This window comes from Pontibacterium sinense (genome assembly GCF_015209595.1).
Lineage (GTDB): Bacteria > Pseudomonadota > Gammaproteobacteria > Pseudomonadales > Balneatricaceae > Pontibacterium > Pontibacterium sinense.
The window spans coordinates 16,709-36,542 of the sequence record NZ_JADEYS010000006.1 but is presented as its reverse complement, the minus strand read 5'-3'; the positions used below and the strand labels follow the sequence as shown (position 1 = coordinate 36,542).

Annotated in this window: 19 protein-coding genes; 11 read left to right on the top strand and 8 right to left on the bottom strand. The window is 51.4% G+C overall.

Translation table 11 applies throughout. The features are described 5' to 3' along the window. Positions 1-79 precede the first annotated feature (79 nt). The 3 genes from IOQ59_RS07420 (at position 80) to IOQ59_RS07410 (ending at position 3,352) form a co-directional block, all read left to right on the top strand. A complete protein-coding gene (locus IOQ59_RS07420) occupies positions 80-1,267 on the top strand; it encodes a multidrug effflux MFS transporter (RefSeq protein WP_228050755.1) in 1,188 nt (395 codons plus the stop codon). 25 nt (positions 1,268-1,292) lie between these two features. Next, entirely contained in the window at positions 1,293-2,009 is a 717-nt protein-coding gene (locus tag IOQ59_RS07415; protein ID WP_228050754.1) for a hypothetical protein, read from the top strand. A gap of 125 nt (positions 2,010-2,134) precedes the next feature. Beyond that, positions 2,135-3,352: an EAL and HDOD domain-containing protein gene (locus IOQ59_RS07410; protein ID WP_193952643.1), complete on the top strand. Its 1,218-nt coding sequence runs from the start codon at positions 2,135-2,137 to the stop codon at positions 3,350-3,352. Between the two features lie 107 nt (positions 3,353-3,459). On the opposite strand, the gene IOQ59_RS07405 is transcribed toward IOQ59_RS07410, so the two are convergent. Continuing rightward, positions 3,460-4,074 (bottom strand): LysE family translocator, encoded by a 615-nt coding sequence (locus tag IOQ59_RS07405; RefSeq protein ID WP_193952642.1) that lies wholly within the window; start codon positions 4,072-4,074, stop codon positions 3,460-3,462. Between the two features lie 110 nt (positions 4,075-4,184). Between IOQ59_RS07405 and IOQ59_RS07400 the strand changes: the two genes are divergently transcribed. Beyond that, positions 4,185-5,108 carry a LysR family transcriptional regulator gene (locus tag IOQ59_RS07400; protein ID WP_193952641.1) on the top strand — a complete coding sequence of 308 codons (924 nt, stop codon included), beginning with the start codon at positions 4,185-4,187 and terminating at the stop codon, positions 5,106-5,108. Between the two features lie 165 nt (positions 5,109-5,273). Then, complete coding sequence (locus IOQ59_RS07395) at positions 5,274-5,879, top strand: LysE family translocator (RefSeq protein WP_193952640.1); 606 nt, start codon at positions 5,274-5,276, stop codon at positions 5,877-5,879. A 78-nt stretch (positions 5,880-5,957) separates the two neighbouring features. Here the strand turns inward: IOQ59_RS07395 and IOQ59_RS07390 are convergent, their stop codons facing one another. The 5 genes from IOQ59_RS07390 to hpaE form a co-directional block, all read right to left on the bottom strand. Continuing rightward, positions 5,958-6,875 carry an MBL fold metallo-hydrolase gene (locus tag IOQ59_RS07390; RefSeq protein WP_228050771.1) on the bottom strand — a complete coding sequence of 306 codons (918 nt, stop codon included), beginning with the start codon at positions 6,873-6,875 and terminating at the stop codon, positions 5,958-5,960. 117 nt (positions 6,876-6,992) lie between these two features. Then, entirely contained in the window at positions 6,993-7,856 is an 864-nt protein-coding gene (locus tag IOQ59_RS07385; RefSeq protein WP_193952638.1) for a DUF8812 domain-containing protein, read from the bottom strand. A gap of 229 nt (positions 7,857-8,085) precedes the next feature. Continuing rightward, positions 8,086-8,808 (bottom strand): YebC/PmpR family DNA-binding transcriptional regulator, encoded by a 723-nt coding sequence (locus tag IOQ59_RS07380; protein ID WP_193952637.1) that lies wholly within the window; start codon positions 8,806-8,808, stop codon positions 8,086-8,088. A 353-nt stretch (positions 8,809-9,161) separates the two neighbouring features. Further along, positions 9,162-9,542 carry a 5-carboxymethyl-2-hydroxymuconate Delta-isomerase gene (locus IOQ59_RS07375; RefSeq protein WP_193952636.1) on the bottom strand — a complete coding sequence of 127 codons (381 nt, stop codon included), beginning with the start codon at positions 9,540-9,542 and terminating at the stop codon, positions 9,162-9,164. A gap of 213 nt (positions 9,543-9,755) precedes the next feature. Next, complete coding sequence (hpaE, locus tag IOQ59_RS07370; RefSeq protein WP_193952635.1) at positions 9,756-11,213, bottom strand: 5-carboxymethyl-2-hydroxymuconate semialdehyde dehydrogenase; 1,458 nt, start codon at positions 11,211-11,213, stop codon at positions 9,756-9,758. 346 nt (positions 11,214-11,559) lie between these two features. Here hpaE and IOQ59_RS07365 point away from each other — a divergent pair, with 346 nt between their 5' ends. From IOQ59_RS07365 to hpaI, 4 genes are read left to right on the top strand one after another with little or no spacing between them, the layout of a single operon-like run. Beyond that, positions 11,560-12,318 (top strand): fumarylacetoacetate hydrolase family protein, encoded by a 759-nt coding sequence (locus IOQ59_RS07365; protein ID WP_193952634.1) that lies wholly within the window; start codon positions 11,560-11,562, stop codon positions 12,316-12,318. Beyond that, positions 12,315-13,082 (top strand): fumarylacetoacetate hydrolase family protein, encoded by a 768-nt coding sequence (locus IOQ59_RS07360; RefSeq protein ID WP_193952633.1) that lies wholly within the window; start codon positions 12,315-12,317, stop codon positions 13,080-13,082. Before IOQ59_RS07365 ends, IOQ59_RS07360 begins: the two co-directional genes overlap by 4 nt. 10 nt (positions 13,083-13,092) lie before the next feature. Beyond that, complete coding sequence (hpaH, locus tag IOQ59_RS07355; protein WP_193952632.1) at positions 13,093-13,896, top strand: 2-oxo-hept-4-ene-1,7-dioate hydratase; 804 nt, start codon at positions 13,093-13,095, stop codon at positions 13,894-13,896. Positions 13,897-13,907: 11 nt separating this feature from the next. Beyond that, complete coding sequence (gene hpaI, locus IOQ59_RS07350; RefSeq protein WP_193952631.1) at positions 13,908-14,717, top strand: 4-hydroxy-2-oxoheptanedioate aldolase; 810 nt, start codon at positions 13,908-13,910, stop codon at positions 14,715-14,717. 459 nt (positions 14,718-15,176) lie between these two features. On the opposite strand, the gene IOQ59_RS07345 is transcribed toward hpaI, so the two are convergent. After that, positions 15,177-17,318, bottom strand: a complete 2,142-nt coding sequence (locus tag IOQ59_RS07345; RefSeq protein ID WP_228050753.1) for a NosR/NirI family protein — start codon at positions 17,316-17,318, stop codon at positions 15,177-15,179. Between the two features lie 123 nt (positions 17,319-17,441). Next, positions 17,442-18,359 (bottom strand): LysR family transcriptional regulator, encoded by a 918-nt coding sequence (locus IOQ59_RS07340; RefSeq protein WP_193952630.1) that lies wholly within the window; start codon positions 18,357-18,359, stop codon positions 17,442-17,444. A gap of 260 nt (positions 18,360-18,619) precedes the next feature. Between IOQ59_RS07340 and IOQ59_RS07335 the strand changes: the two genes are divergently transcribed. Together IOQ59_RS07335 and IOQ59_RS07330 are read left to right on the top strand one after the other, a co-directional pair. Further along, complete coding sequence (locus IOQ59_RS07335) at positions 18,620-19,189, top strand: cytochrome b (RefSeq protein ID WP_193952629.1); 570 nt, start codon at positions 18,620-18,622, stop codon at positions 19,187-19,189. After that, positions 19,186-19,764 (top strand): YceI family protein, encoded by a 579-nt coding sequence (locus IOQ59_RS07330; protein ID WP_193952628.1) that lies wholly within the window; start codon positions 19,186-19,188, stop codon positions 19,762-19,764. Before IOQ59_RS07335 ends, IOQ59_RS07330 begins: the two co-directional genes overlap by 4 nt. Positions 19,765-19,834 lie beyond the last annotated feature (70 nt).

Sequence of the window (19,834 nt, the reverse complement as noted above, 5' to 3'; positions counted from 1 at the left end):
GTTCTTCACCGACCTGAGCTGAACGTTTAAAATGAGATTGTAGCGTCACGCTTCAATTGTTAAGGATAGACTCTCCCCATTGACCAGACATACAACTGTTAAAGCCCCCTCTTCACTGCTCTTGGCGGGTATTGCCATGGCCAGCCCGTTGGCGCTGAATGCCTTTATCCCGGCAATGCCAGACGTAGCGCAAAGCCTGGAACAGAACATCAGTACCATCCAGTTAACGTTTACCCTATTCCTGCTAACACTCGCTATAGGCCAACTGATTTGCGGCCCCTTGTCTGATTACTTCGGACGAAGACCGGTATTGATCGTCGGACTGGGATTACACCTGCTCGGCAGTTTGCTGGGGGCAACCGCAGAGGATATTAACCAGCTGGTCGGCGGGCGTATTTTGCAAGCATTGGGTGGCAGCGCAGGGATGGTGCTGGTACGCACAATACTGCTGGACATTCATGGGCGAGACGGTGCCGCCAACAAGATGGGATATGTGGTGATGGCCATCGCGATTGCTCAGGCAATTGCGCCCACCGTCGGTGGATACATCAATCTCTGGCTCGACTGGCACAGTATTTTCTATCTATCACTGATGATCAGCACCTTAATCTGGGTACTGACAATCCTACGGTTACCCGAGACCGGCACGGAAAAAACCACCTCATTGGGATTAATCCCCATTCTGAATCAATACAGAGAGGTCCTGCGCTCGTCCGCCTATCTGGGCTATACCTTATCGACTACGTTTATCGCCTGCGCATTTTATCTGTTTGTCGGCAGCATGCCCTATATCGTGGTCAACCAGTTAGGCGGTACATCCGCCGATTTCGGCAATTGGTTTCTGAGCGTATCGCTTGCCTTTATGGCAGGAAGTTTTCTCTCCACACGAATATCAGCCCGACTGCGCATTGATAATATGATCCGCCTTGGGAACGGCATGTCTTTGCTTGGAGCGGCTTTACTTCTTGCCTTTACCCTCACCGAACAGCTGCACTATGTGACGCTATTTCTACCGATGGCTATGCTCACCTTTGGCCGAGGTATGAGCCAACCCAGCGCGCAGCTCGCAGCGATTAGCTGCTCATCAGGCAAGGCAGGCACTGCCTCCGGTTTAATGGGTTTCATTCAACTGATTACAGGGGCCGCCGTCGCACAAAGCATTCCTTTCCTTATGCACACAAGTGTTGTGCTCTTAATCGCATTTATCTTTTTTGCCCCCCTTCTATCATGGGTAAGTCACCAATACGCGATCAATCATTCAAAATAAGCCACATCCCGAGGCACGCATCCCTGTGATAAAACGATCTGATCTGACGTTTCTGTTATTCACCTGCGCAATGCTGTCGCCCCTTGTCCTGATGGATGATCCAGCCGGGACATTAAAATCTGTCAGCCACGATTTCCCCCTGCTCGCGAGCTTTATCAAGTTTGCGATTCTGGCAACGTACGGTGAAGTTTTGGGGCTTAGAATTGTGACAGGACACTACCCGTTGGCTACATTTGGTGTACTGCCCAAAGCGGTCGTGTGGGGGGTGTTTGGTATCTGTATCAAACTCTGTTTTGTAATCTACGTATCAGGTGTCCCTGTCGCACTCAGCTTACTCGGCATGGATCACGCAGCAGAGGCATTAAACGGACCACTGTCATTGGATCGGTTTCTCGTCGCCTTTGCCATTAGCGTGGCGATGAATCTAACGTTTGGCGTCTGGCTGATGACCTTTCACAAAATCACTGATCTGCATATCAGTTCACATCAAGGCCGCCTGATATGTCTGGTTCGCCCCCTATACTTTGGGAAAATACTGACGGAAATCAACTGGCAACGCCTCTGGTCTTTTGTATTAAAAAAGACAATTCCGCTGTTCTGGATTCCCTGCCATACCCTGACGTTTTTGCTGCCAAGTGAGTATCGCGTGCTTTTTGCCGCATTGCTGGGCATCGTACTGGGATTAATACTGGCCTCTGGCAGTCGCAAGCCGATGACTGAAACGAATGCACCACCTGTATAAAACACCACCAACGCCCAGCTTAGATCAATTAATAAGACCACTTATTCCTGAATATCGAAATGAATTGTTGCCCCTTTTAAACAACGGTGCTTGAATTAAGAAAACATAAGGGCCTGAGTTACAACATGGAAGACACTTCCGCCGATATTCTGATGGCGCGCCAACCAATTTTTGACCGTGATCTACGAGTCGTGGCGCACGAACTTCTCTACCGTTCCTCTGCAAGTCGTACTGAAGCCAACGTTTTTGATGGCAATCAGGCAACCTGCGACGTACTGGTAAACAACTTCATCAGCATTTTCGACAAGGGCAATCAACGCCCTGTTCCTGTATTTATCAACCTCACCGAAGACCTCCTGAGCGGAAATACCTTACCCGCACTGGACAATAAACAGGTTGTTCTGGAAGTACTTGAAGATGTGGAAGTCACCGACGAAGTGATTAACGCTGTACGTCACCTGGCCTCAGCGGGCTATCGTATCGCCCTGGATGATTTCGAATATTCGCCCGCGCACGATCCGCTGCTGCACCTTGCACACATCGTGAAAATTGATTTAACGATCACCCGTGACAACGATCTGCTCAAAATGGTCGAGCAACTCAAACCGTTTAAAGTGGCGCTCTTGGCAGAGAAGATTGAAACGGAAGAAGAGTTTCAGCAGTGTGTAAATCTGGGATTTAGACTGTTTCAGGGTTATTTCCTGTCTCGCCCACAAGTGATTGAAGGCCGCAAAATTTCGGACAATGAGCTGGTATTAATTGAGCTCCTTGCCGCACTCGATGATCCACAAACATCCCCCGATCATCTTGAAAACATCATCATTCGTGACCCGAACCTGACACTCAAGCTATTGAGGATCGTCAACTCTTCGCGTTTTGCATTGGTACAGAAAATTGAAAGCCTGGCACAAGCCATCGTCCTGATCGGTTTTGGCGAAATTAAGAAATGGGCCACTCTGATCTCTCTGTCCAATAACTCAGATAAGCCGTCAGAACTGACGTTACAAACACTGACCACCAGCTACATGTGCGAGACAATTGCCGAACGCACTGCGGGTGTGAACTCAAGTTCTGCTTTTCTGGTCGGAATGCTGTCTACCGTACATGCGATGCTGGGTATCAGTAAGGAAGAACTGCTGGAACGTCTGCCAATGAGTGACGATATTACAGCAGCCCTTTCTGATCGTAGCGGAATGCTGGGCTATATACTGCGTAATACAGAGCACTATATGGCGGGCCAGTGGGATAACCTGGATTCTGATATTGATGTGTTTCTGTATCGCGAAGCCTATGAAACCAGTGCAATGTGGGCACACGAGAATATCGACGCCGTCGCCAACTAGCCATCAAGCACCCAGAAGACGCTCACGTTACAGAATAAGCACAGATACAAAGAACCCGGCCTATAGCCGGGTTCTTTGTATCTGTAGTAACCGTATTCGATGGGCAATTAAGACAATGTCACCACGCGTGCTGCCAGCCCCATAAAAATTCCACCGGTAATACGATCGATCCATTTAGTATGCTTCTGCAAGCCCGCAAGAATGCGGGATTGGGAAAACAGCAGCGCCACCAGCACATACCACAAGCCATCGATCCCCCCTGCCGTCGCCATCATGATCATCTGATCGCTTAACGACTGATCCGCAGATACAAACTGAGAGAAGAGCGCAATAAAGAACAACGCCAGCTTCGGATTCAGCAAAGAGATCATCAAGCCATCAACACCGGCTCGCCAGTAGGAGACCTGAGGAGCCTGACCAACATTCAGCACCCCTTGCCCTTTTGCGGTCAACGCTTTAAAACCCAGCCACGCCAGATACCCTGCGCCACCCCATGTGATCGCCTTGAAGAGCAAAGGTGATTCTGTCACCAAAATGGCAAGCCCCCAAACCGTCAACAATGCCCACAAGGCAACACCCGCAGCATGAAATATCGCAGCAGCGAAGCCGTGCTGGCGGGAGTTCGTCACTGTATGACGTAACACAACGGCCAAACTCGGGCCGGGTGTCATTGCGCCAAGAACACATATTGCAAGAATGGAAAGCCAGGTCGCTAATGTCACACTGATCCCTTTTTATTAAGATATTCACGATATAGGCACCATTATCTGGTATTGCCAGAGCGAGCAGGTAATACTTTATCGTTATAACCTGAACTGATACGCTGACCGCTATGGAACTCTCACAGATCAACCTCAACCTGCTACTGTCGCTTTACCACTTGTTACGCACACACAGCGTCACCCAAGCCGCCGATCTGGCCCATATCAGCCAGCCCGCAATGAGTCGTAACTTGTCACAACTACGCGAAATATTCGCAGATCCACTGATGGTCCGCGTTGGCAACGACATGCATCTCACCCCCAGAGGCGAATCGATCTGGCAGCAGCTGCCTCCAACGCTCAACCAACTCGAAGCACTGTTTACGCCCAACCAGTTCGAACCGGCCGGCTATCAGGGACAATTTAACGTTGCCTCAACCGACTATGTGACTCAGGAACTGGCACCTAGCTTCCTTGCGGAGTTGCAAAAGAACGCACCGGGTATCGGCATCCATTTTCATCTTTGGAAACCGTCTATGATGGATAGCTTACGGCAGGGCCGGTTAGATCTGGCGTGTTGCTATCTCGATCAGGTACCCGATGATATCTACGGTCGACAGGTAGGATCTGATGGTTTCTGCTGCCTGATGAGCATTGAGCATCCACTGGCACAGACCACCCATCTCACGCTGGATGACTACATGGCCGCCGAACACCTGGCCGTCACCGGCGGGGGTGACAAAATCCGCGCGGTTGATGGTGCCCTTGCACGACTTAATCTTCACCGCCAACTGAAAGTCACCGTACCTTTTATCCACTCGGCGCTGGCCATCACCGCACGGTCTGATTATCTGCTCACCCTACCACAGCATATCGCGAACGATCTTGGCTACCGTTATAACCTTCAGATTCGAGAACTGCCCCAGGAGCTGGAAATCGGAAACAGTGCCTATTACATGATTTGGCATCACCGTATGAAGGCCGATCCAGCGCACCGTTATCTGCGTGAAACCCTGTTCAATACCGTCCGCGAAGAAGCCCCCCACCTGCCTTAGTCCACCCTATAAAAAAGAGTGGGTATACCGGACGACAATTCAACACCCAATATCAAGAAAGCCATATCATTTTCGATATAACCTTCATCCTGTTTTCTGATTGGTGATGCGAACCGGCGCACCCTACACTGCCCGCATATTGGATCAGTATTGGATAGAGTAAACATGAACGAGTGGCTGTTGTTGGCGGGAATCTGTTTTGCGGGTGCGATGGTGCCGGGTGCGAATACCGCGCTGGTTTTACGTCGAACGCTGAATGGGGATCAGAAAGGCGCTTTTATCACCGTTGCCGGACTCTCAGTAGGACTGTCCGTTCATGTTGTTGCTTCGATGCTGGGTATCACCGCCCTGATAAGCGAAACCCCGGCACTCTACGATGCCATCCGCTGGTTTGGCAGCGCATACCTCTTGTACATGGGTGTCACTTACCTGCTCACTCGCAGCAGCGCTGACGATGTGGATGGTCAACACGACGCATTATCACTGCGTAATCCGTTTCTTAGCGGCCTGATGGTCAGCTTACTAAACCCTAAACTTCTGCTGATGTTTATCGCCCTGTTCAGCCAGATCATCAATGCGGCCCACGGCTGGAAGATGATGATGCTATATGGCGCAACACCGCTGGTGACAGAAGCGCTGTGGCTGTGTCTGATTATTTTGTTGCTATCTCGTCCGGGTATTCAGTCCCGCCTGAACCAAATTCGTCGTGGTCTGGAGCGCGTGATCGGTGCCGGACTGGTATTGTTGGGCATTAAAGTTGGTTTAGGCTGACACCCGGCCACTCAAACGCGGGGCGTTGACACATTATGTCTACACCGCCCCGCCTTCTGATCGCGTTGGTTCTGACGCTTAGTCCTGATGCTTTGTTTTTGCCCAGCGATACATCGCCCGCACATTTCCTGAAAACCAATCATCGTAGTTAGAAAAGTGGCGATATTGCGGCAGGTCTATACGCTCAGCGGCCTGATCTTCACTCAGTCCATCTTGATACGCCTTTTGACTGGCTTTGAACACCGACTCAAAGTAATCCAGCTGTCCCTGCACTGCTTTGAGTGAATCCGGCTGTCCGTGGCAGAACGATACGGTATCAACATCCAACTGAAGCGTTTTACGCTGCATGCTTAACATCTCGTCAATATCAATACCGGGTAAGTCAGTCCAACCAACCACATTATTACTCGCAAAATCACACACGTAGGCCATTCTTAATTCCGGTACCTCAGGCACTAATATGGAGGCTGTGTGAGCGTCACCGAGATAGTGCAGCCGTATCGTTCGATCACCAAAGGTAAATACGGCTCCTTGATCACTAACGGTTTTCGTCGGCAGATCAATAAACGGCACCTGATGCCGCTGAAAGAATTTCAGCACTCTTTCATGCGCAATAATGGGGACATCTTGACCAAAACGATGCCGCAGAACCCGCGCACCTGCGATATGGTCAGTATGGAGATGAGAGTATACGATCGCCAGCAATGGCTGGCCTGGCGCGTACTTTTCGATCAGATCCGCGTAAACCCAAGCGGCCGAATCAGATAGAGGATCAAAAGCGATTACACCTTCAGACGTCACCAGAAAGTTGGTGAAGTAGGACTCTTCTTCGTTCCTAAACTCCAGCGTGTATGCGCCTTCTCCTGTTGGAATGGTGCGCACAAATTCCATCGGGTTATACACAGCACCCCTATCATTAAACGGCTGCTCAGCTATCGCGGTTAAACTAATACCCCATAACAACGCCAGTAACGCACCATTGATATTTAACCTCATCACCCTCACTCTCTTCTTAAAGCCGAATAGACATCCATCATAGAGCAGGTCGATGAAACCGATCTGAAACTCGCCGACTGAGCTGATTCATACAGTCTATCGATAAGGCATACCCGGTCAGCTCCAATCCTCCAGTCCCTGATGCCATAACGCTGCTTCATCTTCACGGCGCTTACGCAGACCAGCACTATGCGGCCACAAACGACGCATCGATAGCAGCTCATCCGCGACCAAACCTAGAATTGACTCTTTCTCGGCATGACTGTCACTGCGGTCTGCCCGGATCAGGATATCGCGAATTTCACGCATCTCCTTGCGACGATCAGAATTTCCAAGCCGGGGCCCACGGTTATAGACCAGACTCACCAGTGTTGAACGGCACAGTGCCGGTAAACGGGGCATGGACGGATAGATCGCTTTTGTCTGAGCGTAATAATCAGGGATGGTGTGCTCGACAAAAACAGGCCATGCCGCTGAAAACGGAACATCAATGCCCATCTGCTGCAGCACTTCGACACGAGGCTGACTACCCTTTTTACCGATATCCTTTGCCAGCTCGTTGATCGCTTCCTCAGAAAGATGACGACTCCAGAGTGCTCTAAAACTGGCTTCGTTTTGCCAGCGCAGATCGTAACCAACACCAATAGTGATACCACTCTGTTCACCGGGAAAGTGTGGCAACCGTGTATGTTGATCGTAATAATTTAGTCCGCCAGTCTCTTTCATGGCGATAAACGCCAGACCGTTAGTATGCAACAACATAGACGGCTCAGGCTGCGCCTCCAGCCAATGCCAAAGCGACTCATTGACAACGCCAGTTTGCGGCTGTTGAGCCAATGCTTGTACGTAAATCACACCTCGCTGGCACCCACCACCAAAAATACCATCGGCTTCCAGCATGGCCCCTACCCGGTTCAAAAGCGTTTGCAAACGCTCTACATCAGCCCCGCGATCACCACGACTCAATTTTGGATAGCTCATAATACGCTCCTTCAGATCGTTCAATTCCTATTCTGCTTTCCTACGCGTACCGCCTTAGGGTCACTGTATTTATACATCAAAGTCCCCCCACTGAAAGACGTTTCCTTACAAATCAGTCACATCAGGAATCATCGATTCAGCCAATTTCAGGCAATAAAAAACCCACCTCGATAGCCGTCCAGCTAGGACAGCCACCGAGGTGGGTTTTCAGAATAGTCGCGTCTGATGCTTATTCAGCGATCTCAGCGTTGTGGTAAACCTGCTGCACATCTTCACAGTCGTTCAGCATTTCAAGGAAACGCTCGAAGACTGGAACATCATCACCGCTCAGCGGCGTTGAAGTCTGAGGGATGAAAGAGATTTCATCGATTTCAAACTCAACATCGGCGAATGCATTAATAACTGCTGTTTTTGCCTTGAAGAACTCAGTGTGTGGAGCGAAAACGGTGATCATGCCATCTTCACATTCGATATCGGTTACATCGACATCTTCCATCATCAGTGCTTCCAGCACTGCATCTTCGTCATCACCTTTAAAGACCAGAACGGCCTGATGATCGAACATGTGGGAAACAGACCCAGGCGTACCCATCTTCGCTTTAGCTTTGTTAAAGCAGATACGTACATCACCGATGGTACGGTTGTTGTTATCCGTCAGGCAATCCACGATCACCATGCAACCGCCCGGACCAAAACCTTCATAACGTGCCGGATGGTAGTCTTCGCCGCCGCCACCCTGTGCTTTTTCAAGCGCACGATCGATAACGTGGGTAGGGACCTGCTCTTTCTTCGCTTTCTCCATCAAACGGCGCAGTGTCAGGTTGCCGTTCGGATCTATGCCACCATTTTTGGCGCACATATAGATCTCTTTACCAAACTTGGAGTTAATCTTTACGCGGGCACCCTGGGTTTTAGCCATGCTGGCCTTACGGACTTCAAAACTTCTTCCCATTCGGAATTACTCTTACCAGATGTTGAGTTGAATGCCATAGATTCTAATCGGAACAGAAAAAAATTTCAGGCGAGAAGCCCAATTAGATGGGGCTAATCCACAGATAACCGATAGATAGTGCTTAGATAACACCGGAATTAGGCGAAGAGACTTAAAAGCTGTATAAAAAAAGACCACCTCAGATGTTGAGGTGGTCAATTGCCAACAGCGCATGTCGACAGACGATATCCGGGGTGACAGAAAGCGGGTAGCAACAAGACATGACCTGTCCGAAAACTGAAACGACCCTTTTCACCAGATACCAGAGCACACTTCAACCTCCGCCTTAAACGCAGAGGCTCACACCTGAAACGTTATTTAAACAACGTATGAATGTTGTTTTTGTTGAACTTCAGCACCGGATCAAGTTCGGTCATCTCAAAGGAGATCTGGCAGTAACCGTTATCCGTAACCGGTTTCATCCAGTCACACAGGATGGCGAATACTTTCTCTGCCACCTCTTTTTTCAACGCCATATCCCGCCCGTGGCCAATCTTCAGATTGAGATTAAGAAAAGCAAACTCCTCCCGACCATCTGCCACCCGATAATCTTCACAACGGATCGCCCGACTGCGCACACCACCCAGCGGAAAAGCGCCGGTAGACACCACATATTCATGCAACTCTTTAAACAGCGCCTGAAACTCCAGCTGTTCATGCAGATTGGCAGAATACTCAACGATAAAATGGGGCATTAAACCTCTCCATTTTCTAAACAATACGCCTGTGACAACAATCCCTGACGCGACTCACGCCAAATCGTACCCTCGTTCCCACGCTCCTGCGTGGGAATGCAGACCACTCTCTGATTGCAACTCGTTCTGAAACGCCTTAACGACAGACGGTGACAACGCTGTCAAACCGCCTCCGTTCCCACGCTCAGAGTACGCTCCTACAGAACGACCGAATCAAACACCCCATTTAGGGATGTGATGATCACCCATGCTGATGCAGACATTTTTCAGCTCAGAGAACACTTCAAAGCTGTAGGTCCCGCCTTCTCGGCCCGTACCGGATGCTTTAATGCCACCAAATGGCTGACGCAAGTCGCGTACATTCTGGCTGTTCACAAACAACATACCCGCTTCAATCTGACGACCGATACGGTGTACGCGGCCGTTGTCAGAGGTCCACAGGTAAGACGCCAGACCGTACTCGTTGTCGTTCGCCATGCGCAGTACGTCCGCTTCGTCTTTAAATGGAATCAGCACGGCAACCGGACCAAAGATCTCTTCCTGTGCGATACGCATGTCGTTGGTGACATCACGGAATACGGTTGGACGTACGAAGTGACCGTTTTGCATATCCGCAGACAGATCGGTTGGTTTTTCACCACCGGCGATCAGGTTCGCACCCTCTTCTACACCGATGTTGATGTAGCCGGTCACTTTGTCCCAGTGTGGCTTGGAGATCAGAGAACCCACTTTGGTGTCCATATCCATCGGATCGCCCACGGAGATTTTATCTGCGCGTGCGGCAAAGTCCGCAGCAAACTTGTCGTAGATGCTTTCCTGAACAAAGATACGAGAACCCGCGGTGCAACGCTCGCCATTGATCGAGAAGATGCCAAACAACGCGGCATCCAGCGCACGCTCGTAATCACAGTCATCAAAGATCATCACCGGTGACTTGCCACCCAGCTCCATAGAGAACTTCTTCAGTCCGGCATTGGCGATAATATGTTTGCCCGTAGACGTGCCACCTGTGAAGGAGATCACACTCACATCATCATTGCGGATCAGCGCATCACCGGTGGTCGCACCGTAACCGTGTACGATGTTGAAAACACCGGCAGGGATACCCGCTTCCAGCGCCAGTTTGCCTAAGAAATCCGTGGTCAGTGGTGACAGTTCAGACTGTTTCATCACCGCCGTATTGCCCAGCGCCAGACACGGCGCCGTTTTCCAAGTGCCGGTCATAAATGGTACGTTCCACGGCGAGATCAACGCACACACGCCCACCGGCTGGTGCAGCGTGTAGTTCAGCATCTGATCATCCACCGGATAGGTGTGACCATTCATCTGCTTCGCCATCTCAGCGAAGAAGTAGAAGTTGTTGGCCGCACGTGGCACCAGTGCTTTCTGCGTCTGGTAGATTGGCAGACCGGTATCTTTGGTTTCCAGAATCGACAGCTCTTCAACGTTCTCTGCAATCAGGTCGCCCAGACGTTCGATGATTTTTGAGCGCTTCGCCACCGGCATGTTCGCCCACGCAGGGAATGCATCTTTAGCCGCCGCAACCGCAGCAGCCACCTGTTCAGGGGATGCATGTGCAACTTCTGCCAACACTTCACCGGTTGCCGGGTTTACAGTTTCGAAGGTCTCTTTACTCTCGACCCACTGACCGTTGATGAGGTTCTTAATCATCTCTGCGCTCCAATTCTCTTTACCATTGTTCTGTTTATAGTTGGGCTCGGGACTCACCGTTGAGCTGTATCAGCTGATAACCGGCACTCATAAAGAGCTAAACACGAGCAACTAATTAATATGTTAATTAATTTAGTTATGATCTTAACCGTTGTCAATGCTTTGCACCTGAGAAACAGACAGTTTCTTAAGATATTAATCAGTTGACAAAACAGGAACTGCGCATAGAATAATTAACATATTAAATAATATTCAGTGCACGCGCTTACTGCATATATAGACATATATCCGCGCCCTGCCCTGAAACGTTCATGCTGCACGTACAACGCGATAAAGAGGAACTACTATGAGGCACAGCCGAATACTTAAAGCAGGTATAGCCTGTAATCAGACGGAAGATCACGGCACTGATCTGATTGCCAGCCAGGATCAACAATGGCTACCGGCTATCAACGGCACTGTGCTGGGTATCGCCCTCAACCACAGCGATCTGCGTGATCAGATGGACGCAGCGTTCAATGAAAAGCCGCATGTAAATCCACCGAAAACCCCGGTGCTGCATATTAAAACCGACAACACCCACATCGGTAACGGCGTAGCCATCCCAGCTCCGGCGGATGGTGAAACGATCTATGCAGGCCCGTCTCTGGGCGTCGTCATCGGTCAGCAGGCCACCCGCGTATCGGCGGCTGATGCACTGGACTACGTGAAAGGTTACACCGTGGTCAACGAAGTGAGCCTAGCGGAAAACTCGTTCTACCGTCCGGCGGTGAAAGCGAAATGCCGTGACGGTTTTTGCCCCATCGGCCCGTGGGTTGTGGATGCTGCAGACGTGAAAGCACCGGAATCTCTGCAGGTTGCCACCTATATCAACGGCGAAATGCAGCACTGCACCACGACCGCCAAACTGCATTACGGTATCGCAGAGATCGTCGAATATGTGAGTAGCTTTATCACCCTACAGCCGGGTGACCTGCTGATTGCCGGTACCCCGCCACGCACTGACAAGCTGGCGCTAAAAGCCGGTGACACTGTCGCTATCGAAATTGAACAGATTGGCCGCCTGGAAAACCCTGTTGTGGCTGAACAGGAGATCGCATCATGAAACGCGCACGAATTCTGCACAACGGCCAGCCAACCGACGTTACCGTCAACAACGACCATCAGGCCGTGCTGGCGGATGGCACCACGCTGAATGAAAACGACGCTCACTGGTTGCCACCTTGCGACGGGAAAATCTTCGTACTGGGGCTGAACTACGCCGATCATGCATCTGAGCTGGCATTCAGCGCACCGGAAGAACCGTTGGTATTTCTGAAAGGCCCGAACACCTTGATCGGTCACAATCAGAAAACCTGCCGCCCCGATAATGTCGATTACATGCATTACGAGGCAGAACTGGTAGCGATCATCGGCAAAACAGCGAAAAACGTCAGCCGCGAAGATGCCATGGATTACATCGGTGGCTACACGGTGGGTAACGATTACGCGATCCGCGACTACCTGGAAAACTACTACCGCCCTAACCTGCGTGTGAAAAGCCGCGATACCTGCACACCGGTCGGCCCGTTCATCATCGATGCTGATGAAGTCGGTGATCCGTCTAACCTTGAGCTGAAGGCATACATCAACGGTGAGCTGAAACAGCACGGCAATACCAAGGATATGATCTTTGATATTCCTTTTCTGGTGGAATATCTGAGTGCCATCATGACCCTGTCACCGGGCGACATGATTTTCACGGGCACCCCCGAAGGTCTGGCCGACGTGAAACCGGGTGATGAAGTGGTGATTGAGGTCGAAAAAGTTGGTCGCCTGACCAACCACATCATCAGCGAAGATGAATACGTCAGCAGCCTGAAGGCCTAAGGAGACAACCATGTTATCTCAAGAGATCATCAACGACTGCGCGAACCAGCTGCATCAGGCGGAGAAAACCCGTGAACAGGTGCGTCAGCTCTCGCTGCAGCACCCGGAGATCACCATCGAAGACGCATACGCGATTCAGCGTAAATGGGTTGAGATGAAGCTGGCCGAAGGCCGCAGTGTGATCGGCCATAAGATCGGTCTGACCTCCCGCGCGATGCAGCAGTCATCCCAGATTGATGAGCCAGACTACGGCACCTTGCTGAACGACATGCTGTTTCAGGACGGCGGGGATATCCCAACCGATCAGTTTATCGTCCCCCGTATTGAGGTAGAGCTGGCCTTCATTCTGGCTAAACCGCTAAAAGGCCCGAACTGCACGATATTCGACGTGTATAACGCCACCGATTACGTGGTGCCTGCACTGGAACTGATCGATGCGCGCAGTCAGTCAATTGATCCTGACTCTGGCCGTCCGCGTAAGGTATTCGACACCATCTCTGACAATGCCGCCAACGCGGGCATTATTCTCGGCGGCCGTCCAATCAAGCCAACCGAGCTGGATCTGCGCTGGGTCTCCGCGATGATGTACCGCAACGGTGTGATCGAAGAAACTGGTGTCGCTGCGGGTGTGCTGAACCACCCTGCGAACGGCGTGGCATGGCTGGCAAACAAACTGGCACCTTACGATGTAACACTCGAACCGGGTCAGATCATTCTCGGTGGCTCCTTCACGCGTCCGGTACCGGCACGCAAGGGTGATACCTTCCATGTCGATTACGGCAAGCTGGGTTCTATCAGCGTTAACTTTGCTTAAGGAGGTCGGTCATGGCGGCACCCAAAAACCAGTTTAAAGAACAGATCAAAAACGGACCGGCCCAGATTGGTCTCTGGCTGGGATTAGCCAACTCGTACACCGCTGAGCTGCTGGCGGGCGCAGGCTTCGACTGGTTCTTGATCGATGCAGAACACGCCCCGAATGATCTTCAAACGATCCTTGGTCAGCTGCAAGCGATGGCTCCGTACTCGGTAGCACCGATTGTGCGTCCGCCATGGCCGGACCACGTGCGCATCAAGCAACTGCTGGATCTGGGTGTGCAGACGATTCTGGCACCGATGGTTGAAACCGGTGAACAGGCCGCCCAAGTGGTCGCTGCCACCCGCTACCCACCCCAAGGGATTCGCGGCATTGGCAGTGCACTGGCGCGGGCATCAGCCTTTAACCGCACGCCGGAATACCTGCAAACCGCCAATGATGAGATCTGTGTCTTAGTGCAGGTAGAAACCCCTAAAGGGGTCGAAAATCTGGATGAGATTATCAATACCGACGGTGTTGACGGTGTTTTTATCGGTCCGTCCGATCTGTCCGCCTCCATGGGGCACATCGGCAACCCTGCCCATCCCGACGTGCAGGCGACCATTGAAGACGCGATCAACCGTATCGTTGCTGCCGACAAAGCGGCCGGTATTCTGATCGCCGACCGCACACTGGCGCGCCGTTATTTGGAACTGGGTGCGAAATTTGTGGCCGTTGGTTCAGATACGGCCTTGCTGATGAAAGCCTCTGACGAGTTGGCGCGCAGCTTTAAGGATGACCTGCCGGAAGTCGCTAAACCAAGCGGCCCAAGCGTTTACTAAGCCAGTACAAACTGCCTTCAGTAGCAGAGGCGACCAACCCTCCGTTCCTGTAGGGCAGGTTTCAACCTGCCGGCAGCCTAATCACCTACGATGACGATGAGGCTGCCCTACAAAAACACCTACACTGTTCTCGCTTCGGCGTTCTGCCAAAAAACTTCTCTCAGGGACTACGGCTACAACCCCCTCCTGTAGGGCAGGTTTCAACCTGCCGGCAGCCTAAAAGGCTGCCCTACAAAAACACCTACGCGGCCCTCGCTTCGGCGTTCTGCCAAACAACTTCTCTCAGGGACTACGGCTACAACCCTCTCCTGTAGGGCAGGTTTCAACCTGCCGGCAGCCTAAAGGGCTGCCCTACAAAAATACCTACACGGCCTTCGCTTCGGCGCTCTACCAAACAACTTCTCTCAGGGACTACGGCTACAACCCCATACATCAACCCCATCGTAAAAGCAGACCTCCTTAGATCTCTGTCGCTAATATCCGCCCAGCCTTCTTCTGCTTCCGCTGCGAACGCTCAATCGCACACTGATCAGCATTATTCAGAATCACAATGCACTCCAGACATTGAACACACTCATCGTAATCAACAGAACCATCCCGATTGATCGAATCGATCTCACACCGCACTTTGCACAACTGACAAGGTGCACCGCACTCCTTACGACGTTTCAGCCATTTGAAGACACTGAAACGCCCCAGAATCGCCAGACCTGCACCCAATGGGCAGAGGTAACGGCAGAAGAACTTGTGGATATATAACCCCGCCGCCAGCAGCAACACCGCGTAGAGTACAAACGGCCAGCTGCGGACAAAAACCAGCGTCACGGCTGTTTTGAACGGTTCAATCTCCGCCATCTTTTCAGCCAGACTGAGCGAGAAGAACGCGCTGCCAACCAGTACCAGCAGAATCACGTACTTAACTTTTTGCAACCGCTGATGACGCTGGTCCGATATTTTGAACTGTTTGATCTTCAGCAACTTGGCCAGCTTTGAGGTCAGCTCCTGCATCACCCCAAACGGACACAACCAGCCACAGAACAGCCCCCGCCCCCACAGGAACAGGCTGATAAACACATAAGTCCAGAGCACAAAGATAATCGGATCAAGCAGGAACACCCTAATATCAAAGCCGTCCACCAGCGCTAAGAGCAAGGTATAGATATTGACCACGGACAGCTGCGCCTGGGTATAAAAACCAACAAACCCCAACGTAAACAGCAAGAATCCCCAGCGGAAACGGTGGAACCACACACTGTGCTGAGTCATCCGATGCTGCCAGATAAACAGCCCCGTCAGAACCACCAGCGCAAGCAACATCACAACGGTATCACCGATCCGGTCTTTCCAAATGCGTAACCACAGAGGATCCTGCACAAACTCTTCGATCTCGACCTTCTCGAAGAGATGCTCAGGCAATCCGTACTGGTCACTAAAACTCGCCTGATCACGAATCAGATGGTTACGTTTCACGTCCAGATTAAATTGCATCTGCAACGGCTGTGCCGGATCAAACCCCGCCTGAGCTTTGATGCGGAAGATATGCGCCCGCTCTAGATAGGGCCCATCACCCGACTGGAATCCGGTGTCGTCGAGAAAATCGATATCCCGAATATCCACCGGCAGATCGTTCTGGCTCATACCAATGCGCGTGGGTACGGTGCCTGGCCGGAAGCCCTCTTCTACAAACGGGAACGGCCCGTTAGAAGCGACCAATAATAAGTGCTCACCCGGTTTTCGAATACTCATCAGGCGCGCATATTCTTCCACGCCCAGCAGGTTTTGCCCCACTGAGGGTGGATTCAGATAGGCGTAGTACAGATCACTGAACAGGGCCGAGCCGTCCTCGCTCATTGATTCATCGATATCGATCTCAGGATATATGGCGATGCTGTCACCGAGCCCGCCCTCCACTTCATCGACCGATAGCTGCCAGCGTTTAACCCACCCTTTCTCCGTCATTTGCGACCAGTTCAGTGGCTCAAATACGTCTTCACGCACCCGTGACGGCGCTGCCTGTTCAAAACCCTCCAGCTTTGCCCGCGCCACTTTCAGTGCAGCCGACAACATAATGTCATTGATCACCAGCACAGAGACGGTGGCTTTGGTTACACCGTCGAAGTACACCGTGCCATTCTCACTGCCATCAGACTGCGATGCACGGCGGCTATCGATGATGATTCGATCTCTAACTGAGCGCCCAACATATTGGTGGATAAAGTTAAACATCGGCCCTTCACCCAAACCGTGCATAAAGATCGGCTCGTGATGACTGAGCACCTGCACACCCACAAACTTTCCACGAGTATCAATCCCGATCAGCAGATTGATCGGGTCGCCGGAAAAGCCCGGAAGGTCGCTCAGGTCAGTACTCTTAAAGGCGTATCCCAGCAACTCGTTCAGCTGATACACCGGCACGACCGGCGGGTTCTGTTCTGGCTCTCCAAAGCGAGTGGCCTTGGGGAAAATAGCTTTGATCGACGTATTCAGCGGGATCGCTTCAGTGCCGTCAGCAGCCAGCGCGGGGCGATATGACACCAGCATCAGCAGTAAAAACAGCAGGTAAAAAACAGACTGCCGCAGCGTCCGGGATGAACTGAACATCGGTGAAACCCTTATTCCTAAAACCTAATCCTCTATTAGGTTCCAGAATAAGAGTGGCCTGTATGGGTCTGATCGGGGATTCAGGCGGTACTTTGGTACACCTTCAAAAGGTGCGGACCGGCTTCAATCTGGCTGGAATACTTCACTGATCTTCTGCCGCACCCAAACACACATCGGATCGTGATGGTGACGTTCATGCCAATACACGTAGAACCGGATATCCTCTCGGGTAAGCTCGGGAGGCAAGGGTCGCATCACCAAATGACGGTCTTTAGTGATATGCTCAGCAAGCCGTTGTGGCAGCGCAAATACCAGCTCCGTCCCCTCGCAAAACTCAGCCACCGACATAAAACTTGAGAGTCTCATAGACAGCTCACGGCTGCGCCCAATCGTTTGCAGTTTCCGATCCATTGAGCCCGGCCCCACTCCCGTAATGGACACCATGCCGTGCCGACAGCTGACATACTGATCTAACGTCATCTCCTGCACCAACGGGTTATCTTTGTCCATCACGCAGATTGATCCCATATGATCGATCAAGACCCGGTGAAACTGATCTGTCGCAAAGTCAGGTTCCAACCCAGTCAAACTGAAGTGCACCGTACCCTCATCAAGTTTTTTGAAGTGATCGGATGTTTGAGGCACCAGCTCAATCTTGAGATTCGGCGCCTCGCTGTGTAGCAACTTCGTCAGCTTCGGAAGATAAAGTGCCGCCTCTAAATCCAGACCGGTCATGCGCACAGTATCGGTTGCAGTCAACGGATCAAACTGAACAGGCTGGATTAAACTGCTCGCCCCCTGCAATAAAGCATTCAGGCACGGCAATATCTCTTGAGCACGGGCACTCAGGTCATACCCACTGCGGGTACGCACCAGTAAGGGATCATCCAACATATCCCGCAAACGTTGTAATGCGCGACTTACCGCGGGTTGGCTCATATGCAGTTCCTGCGCCGCACGAGACACATGTTTCTCACGCAACAACGCCTGCAGTACAACCAATAAATTCAGATCTATTGAACGAAGATTCACTTCACGCATAACGAACATATAACCCATGCATTAGACTGATTCAGTCTGAGTGATTAAAGTTAATTTCACAATGTTATTGCATCGCTGAATTTCAGAAACCTTTATAAAACAAAGCTATAACGATATTTCAATATTGATAATCAATCGTATTTAGGTGAATTTCTGCAACACAGCGTTCGCAAGTTTGACCGGCACCTTTCGCGATAGGCTTTGTCATACTGCGAAGCATTCAATCCAAACACCGATTTCATGTTAGGAAATACGCCTCTATGGCCCTGAACAAACGCATTTTAAATGACACGCACAACTACGGTTGGGGGTTCATCGCAATCCACTGGCTGATGGCGCTGGCGATCATCGGGCTCTATGCCTTGGGCCTGTATATCGACAGCCTCAGCTATTACGACCCGGAATATCGCACCGTACCGCATATCCACAAAAGTATCGGCATTCTGGTGATGCTCGTGTTAGCGCTGCGTTTAGTCTGGCGCACCAGCAACCGCACACCGGAAGAACTGCCACAGCCAAAACCACTGGCGCTGGCGACAAAAGCGGTGCACATGCTGCTGTATGTATTGATGCTGGTCTCACTGATCTCCGGTTACATGATCTCGACAGCCGACGGTCGCCCGATAGACGTATTTGGCTGGTTTAGCGTCCCTGCGTTTGCAACCGGTATGGAAAATCAGGAAGACATGGCCGGTGCAGTGCACTGGTACTCAACTACTCTATTAGTTGTGCTGGCAGGGCTACACGCGCTGGCAGCACTGAAACATCATTTCGTAAACAAAGACGCCACCCTTACGCGTATTTTTGGAATTAAACAGGAAACCCCATGAAAAAATCACTGATCTCTGGCCTGGCTTTCGCTGGCCTGCTGGCAACTACGGCCCCTGTTCAGGCGGCGGATTACGCAATCGATACCAAAGGCGCGCACGCATTTGTCAGTTTCCGCGTGAGCCACCTCGGCACCAGCTGGTTGCTGGGTCGTTTCAACAAATTTGACGGCGACTTCAGCTACGATTCTGCTAACCCAGACGCGTCTGTTGTGAACGTAGAAATCGACACGACTTCCGTAGACTCCAACCACGCTGAACGTGACAAGCACATCCGTGGTGCTGACTTCCTGGACGTGAGCAAATACCCGACAGCAACGTTCAACAGCACCAGCTTCAAATCCAACGGCAACGGCACCGCTAAAATGACCGGTGACCTGACCCTGCACGGTGTGACGAAAACCATCACCATCGACGTGAGCAAAGTGGGTGAAGGCGAAGACCCTTGGGGCGGCTACCGCGCAGGTTTCTCCGGCACCACAGAGATCAAGATGAAAGATTTCGGCATCAACTACAACCTGGGCCCACTGTCTGAGACTGTGTACATGGACCTGCAGGTTGAAGGTATCCGTAAGTAAGATTTCCTTGTACGACCCTCGTTCTCCCGAGAACGCAAAAAGCCGCCCTCCCAGAGGCGGCTTTTTATTA

Excerpts from the sequence above, each read along its gene's own strand:
- IOQ59_RS07410 (WP_193952643.1), top strand. The coding sequence starts at position 2,135 with ATGGAAGACACTTCCGCCGATATTCTGATGGCGCGCCAACCAATTTTT.
- IOQ59_RS07400 (WP_193952641.1), top strand. The coding sequence starts at position 4,185 with ATGGAACTCTCACAGATCAACCTCAACCTGCTACTGTCGCTTTACCAC.
- IOQ59_RS07395 (WP_193952640.1), top strand. The coding sequence starts at position 5,274 with ATGAACGAGTGGCTGTTGTTGGCGGGAATCTGTTTTGCGGGTGCGATG.
- IOQ59_RS07390 (WP_228050771.1), bottom strand. The coding sequence starts at position 6,875 with ATGAGGTTAAATATCAATGGTGCGTTACTGGCGTTGTTATGGGGTATT.
- IOQ59_RS07385 (WP_193952638.1), bottom strand. The coding sequence starts at position 7,856 with ATGAGCTATCCAAAATTGAGTCGTGGTGATCGCGGGGCTGATGTAGAG.
- IOQ59_RS07380 (WP_193952637.1), bottom strand. The coding sequence starts at position 8,808 with ATGGGAAGAAGTTTTGAAGTCCGTAAGGCCAGCATGGCTAAAACCCAG.
- IOQ59_RS07375 (WP_193952636.1), bottom strand. The coding sequence starts at position 9,542 with ATGCCCCATTTTATCGTTGAGTATTCTGCCAATCTGCATGAACAGCTG.
- hpaE (WP_193952635.1), bottom strand. The coding sequence starts at position 11,213 with ATGATTAAGAACCTCATCAACGGTCAGTGGGTCGAGAGTAAAGAGACC.
- IOQ59_RS07365 (WP_193952634.1), top strand. The coding sequence starts at position 11,560 with ATGAGGCACAGCCGAATACTTAAAGCAGGTATAGCCTGTAATCAGACG.
- IOQ59_RS07360 (WP_193952633.1), top strand. The coding sequence starts at position 12,315 with ATGAAACGCGCACGAATTCTGCACAACGGCCAGCCAACCGACGTTACC.
- hpaH (WP_193952632.1), top strand. The coding sequence starts at position 13,093 with ATGTTATCTCAAGAGATCATCAACGACTGCGCGAACCAGCTGCATCAG.
- hpaI (WP_193952631.1), top strand. The coding sequence starts at position 13,908 with ATGGCGGCACCCAAAAACCAGTTTAAAGAACAGATCAAAAACGGACCG.
- IOQ59_RS07345 (WP_228050753.1), bottom strand. The coding sequence starts at position 17,318 with ATGTTCAGTTCATCCCGGACGCTGCGGCAGTCTGTTTTTTACCTGCTG.
- IOQ59_RS07340 (WP_193952630.1), bottom strand. The coding sequence starts at position 18,359 with ATGCGTGAAGTGAATCTTCGTTCAATAGATCTGAATTTATTGGTTGTA.
- IOQ59_RS07335 (WP_193952629.1), top strand. The coding sequence starts at position 18,620 with ATGGCCCTGAACAAACGCATTTTAAATGACACGCACAACTACGGTTGG.
- IOQ59_RS07330 (WP_193952628.1), top strand. The coding sequence starts at position 19,186 with ATGAAAAAATCACTGATCTCTGGCCTGGCTTTCGCTGGCCTGCTGGCA.